This is a genomic window from Salipiger sp., assembly GCF_059781815.1.
This window is the reverse complement of sequence record NZ_JBYNAH010000320.1, coordinates 1-3,904: the sequence shown is the minus strand read 5'-3', so window position 1 is coordinate 3,904 and position 3,904 is coordinate 1. Positions and strand designations below refer to the sequence as shown.

At 66.3% G+C, this 3,904-nt stretch carries 7 protein-coding genes; 4 read left to right on the top strand and 3 right to left on the bottom strand.

From position 1 onward, the window contains the following. A partial coding sequence (locus AC6RA4_RS23845; RefSeq protein ID WP_500164551.1) for an aldehyde dehydrogenase family protein occupies positions 1 to 750 on the bottom strand: 750 nt, incomplete at its 3' end. A 105-nt stretch (positions 751 to 855) separates the two neighbouring features. Between AC6RA4_RS23845 and AC6RA4_RS23840 the strand changes: the two genes are divergently transcribed. From AC6RA4_RS23840 to coaD, 3 genes are all read left to right on the top strand, one after another. After that, positions 856 to 1,752, top strand: coding sequence for a LysR family transcriptional regulator (locus tag AC6RA4_RS23840; protein ID WP_500164549.1), 897 nt, complete (start codon positions 856 to 858; stop codon positions 1,750 to 1,752). A gap of 61 nt (positions 1,753 to 1,813) precedes the next feature. Next, complete coding sequence (locus AC6RA4_RS23835) at positions 1,814 to 2,248, top strand: CBS domain-containing protein (protein ID WP_500164547.1); 435 nt, start codon at positions 1,814 to 1,816, stop codon at positions 2,246 to 2,248. Between the two features lie 97 nt (positions 2,249 to 2,345). After that, positions 2,346 to 2,843, top strand: coding sequence for a pantetheine-phosphate adenylyltransferase (coaD, locus tag AC6RA4_RS23830; protein WP_500164545.1), 498 nt, complete (start codon positions 2,346 to 2,348; stop codon positions 2,841 to 2,843). Here coaD and AC6RA4_RS23825 read toward each other — a convergent pair. Together AC6RA4_RS23825 and AC6RA4_RS23820 are read right to left on the bottom strand one after the other, a co-directional pair. After that, entirely contained in the window at positions 2,840 to 2,986 is a 147-nt protein-coding gene (locus tag AC6RA4_RS23825; RefSeq protein ID WP_500164543.1) for a glyceraldehyde-3-phosphate dehydrogenase, read from the bottom strand. The two genes, coaD and AC6RA4_RS23825, sit on opposite strands and share 4 nt — an antisense overlap. A 34-nt stretch (positions 2,987 to 3,020) precedes the next feature. Then, on the bottom strand, positions 3,021 to 3,194 hold the full coding sequence (locus AC6RA4_RS23820) for a hypothetical protein (RefSeq protein ID WP_500164541.1): 174 nt from the start codon (positions 3,192 to 3,194) through the stop codon (positions 3,021 to 3,023). Positions 3,195 to 3,487: 293 nt separating this feature from the next. On the opposite strand from AC6RA4_RS23820, the gene AC6RA4_RS23815 reads away from it, so the two are divergent. Beyond that, entirely contained in the window at positions 3,488 to 3,703 is a 216-nt protein-coding gene (locus tag AC6RA4_RS23815) for a hypothetical protein (protein WP_500164539.1), read from the top strand. The last annotated feature ends 201 nt before the right edge of the window (positions 3,704 to 3,904 follow it).

Genomic DNA, 3,904 nt, shown 5'->3' with positions numbered 1-3,904 from the left:
GGCGCCGCCGAAGCACTGGGCGCGCTTGCCGTTCGAGGCGGCGCGGCCATAGATGTACTGCGCAATCGGGGTCGAGCCCACGAAGCCCACGGCGGCGATCTCTTCGTTGTCGAGGATCGCGTCGACACACTCCTTGTCACCGTTGACCACCTGCAGCACGCCCTCGGGCAGGCCGGCCTCGATGATCAGCTCGGCGAGGCGCAGCGAGGTCGAGGGCACGCGCTCGGAGGGCTTGAGGATCATGGCGTTGCCGGCGACGAGGGCCGGGGCCATCTTCCACAGCGGGATCATGGCGGGGAAGTTGAACGGGGTGATGCCCGCGACCACGCCGAGCGGCTGGCGCATCGAGTAGAGGTCGATGCCGGGGCCGCCATTGTCGGTGTACTCGCCCTTGAGCATGTGCGGGGCGCCCATGCAGACCTCGACCACCTCGAGACCGCGCTGCACGTCGCCGCGGGCGTCGGGCAGGGTCTTGCCGTGCTCCATCGAGACCAGCTCGGCCAGCTCGTCCATGTGCTCGTTGATGAGCGCACCGAACTTCATCATCACGCGGGCGCGGCGCTGCGGGTTGGTGGCGCCCCAGACCTTCTGGGCCTCGGCGGCCTTGGCGACCGCGTCGTTGAGCTCTTCGACGGTGGCCAGCGGCGTCTTGGCGATGACTTCGCCGGTGGCTGGGTTGAACACCTCGGTGAAACGGCCCGAGGTCCCCTTCACGTGCTGTCCGTTGATGAAATGCGTCAGTTCTTTCATGATCGCTCCTCCTGTCATTCGGATTTGGCGCCACCTTAGTCTTGCGGAAATGCAGGCAACAGAGGTAATCGGACAAAAGGGTTTTGCAAAAATGAAGGTGCGACGATGCGGGGGAACTGGGACGATTTGCGGATTTTCCTTGCCGTTGCGCGCGGCGACAGCCTTTCGGGGGCGGGCCGGGTGCTGCGCATGGACCCGGCCACGGTGGGCCGGCGCATCGGACGTCTCGAGGAAACCCTGGGCCAGCCGCTCTTTGCCAAGAGCCCGCAGGGCTATGCGCTGACCGAGGCCGGGGCGCGGTTGCTCAGCCATGCCGAGGAGGCCGAACAGGCGCTCGGGCAGGGCGCCGAGGCGGTGCGCGGGGCCGGCGAGGGCATGTCGGGGCAGATCCGCATCGGCGCGCCGGATGGCTGCGCCAACTTCCTGCTGCCGCAGGTCTGCGCCGAGATCGGCGCGCAGAACCCCGATCTCGAGATCCAGATCGTCGCGCTGCCGCGCATCGTGAACCTGTCGCGGCGCGAGGCCGACATCGCCATCGGCGTCTCGGCTCCCACCGCCGGGCGGCTGGTGGTGCAGAAGCTGGCCGACTACAAGCTGCACCTCGCCGCCTCCGAGGCGTATCTGTCGCAACATCCGCCGATCCGCAGCCGCGAGGATCTGCGCGAGCACCGCATCGTCGGCTACATCCCCGACATGATTTTCGACAAGGAGCTCGACTACCTCGCCGATCTCGGCGTCGAGCGCGTCCGGCTGGCCTCCAACAGCGTCTCGGTGCAGTTCCACTGGCTGCGCCAGCACGCAGGCCTCGGCATCGTGCATGATTTCGCGCTGCCCGCGGCGCCGGGGCTGCGCAAGGTGCTGGCGACGGAGGTCGAGATCACCCGCAGCTTCTATCTGGTGCGTCACGAGGACGACCGCCGCCTCGGGCGGCTCAATGCCTTTGCCGAGGCGCTGGCGCAGGGGATTCGCAAAGAACTAACCCACCTCGAAGGTCTGACTTGACAGATTGTCGCAGGGGCCGGACGCTGGATGCACGCGCAGAGAAGGCATGGAGGAGAGCCGGATGCAGGTGCAACAGATTCTCAAGGACAAGGCGGATGACGGCGTCGTCACGGTGACCCCCGCGACCACGGTGGCCGATGCCGCCAAGATGCTGGCCGAGCGCCGCATCGGTGGCGTGGTGATCTCCGAGGACGGTCAGACGCCGCTCGGGATCCTGTCCGAGCGCGACATCGTGCGCCGTCTCGCCGCCGACGGGGCCGCTGTCCTAAGCGCGACGGTCGATACGCTGATGACCACGGAACTCAAGACCTGCACCTCGTCTGACGACAGCGACGTCATCCTCGCCCGCATGACAGAGGGCCGCTTCCGCCACATGCCGGTGGTCGAAGAGGGCGTGATGGTCGGGATCATCACCATCGGCGACGTGGTCGCGGCGCAGATTTCCGAGCTCGCGATGGAGAAGGACGCGCTTCAGGGCATGATCATGGGCTACTGACCGGGGCCGCGGCATGCCGCGGCACTTTGGTCAAGGGGTTGCATTCAGCGACGCAATATTGTTGCGTGCCGCAAACTGACAGATCAGGGGCAGCCCCATGCGCATCGGCCTTTATCCCGGCACGTTCGACCCAATCACGCTGGGCCATATCGACATCATCCGGCGCGCGGCGGCGCTGGTCGACAGGCTGGTGATCGGCGTCGCGATCAATCGCGACAAGGGCCCGCTCTTCGATCTCGAGGCGCGGGTCGCGATGATCGAGGCGGAATGCCGTAAGCTCTCGGACGAGACCGGCACCGAGATCATCGCGCACCCGTTTGAGAATCTGCTGATCGACTGCGCCCATGACGTCGGTGCACAGATCATCGTCCGCGGCCTGCGGGCGGTCGCGGATTTCGAGTATGAATTCCAGATGGTCGGGATGAACCGCGTTCTCGATGACAGCGTCGAGACGGTGTTCCTGATGGCCGAAGCCCGGCATCAGGCGATCGCGTCGAAGCTGGTCAAGGAGATCGCGCGGCTCGGCGGCGACGTGAGCAATTTTGTCACGCCGCCGGTCTACGAAGCGCTGAAGGCGCGCTTCGCGCAGTCTTAAAGGCCGTAAACCGCGCGCCGGGCGAGCTCGTCCTCGTGGCCGGCGATGTCGCAGTCCATGCGGGTGCGCTCGGGCAGGCCGCGCAGGGTGCTGAGCGTGCGGCGATAGGCGTAACGGCGGTAGATGCTGTTGAGTACGGTCATGTCATAGGTCCTTCGGATGTCGTGGGGCCGGCGGTCAGGCGCGGGCCTGGCCGTAGACGGCCTCGGATGCGATGCGGCGCAGATCGCCGCGGTAGATGTCCAGATCGAGCGCGGTATCGAGCGACATCCGGCGCAGTTCGCGCAGGGTGCGCCGATAGCGGGAGCGCTGATCGAGACGGGTTTTGAGCGTTGCAATAAGGTGGGTCATGGTGTTCTCCGTAGCTCCCCCCTTCGTTGCTGTTGGCGCTAACCTAGGCTTTGCTGCGGCGCAGCACAATTTCCGAAATTCCAAACCCGTTCTGCAGTTTTTGCATGGCGACGGCGGGCGGGGCGGCGACTGCCGCCCCGTCAGGAAGATCTTAACCTTCCGCGCGTAGGGTTAACGGCATCGGGACAGCGAGCGGCAACGAGACAGCCAAGGACAACGAGACAGCGAAGGACCGAGGCAGCCAGGGATGAAACGAGGATCAGGGATGCAACCAAGGATCAGGAGGTGATCGCATGGATATCCGAGCCTTCGGGCCGCGACCGACGCGCCGTCTGACGCAGTCCACCCCGTCGCGCCCGCACAAACCGGGCCCCGGGCCGAGCGCGGCGCGCGGCGGCGAAACGGCGGAACCGGGCCGGGCGACGTCCGGTCTCATGATCGGGCAGGGGGTGCAGCCACGCAGCGCCCGGCAGGGCTATGCGGTGGCGCGGCGGATGCAGGAAGAGTGAGAGACAGAGCGGCTGGCGGGCCATCAGGAGGTGACAGGCAAGAAAAAGGGCGGGGCCGTTTCCGACCCCGCCCCGAGCGGTTCTGCAGCGGCTTGGCGCCGTGATCAGATCAGTTTGCCCATGGCGACCGCGGTGTCCGACATGCGGTTCGAGAAACCCCATTCGTTGTCGTACCAGGTCAGGATACGGCACATGGTGCCC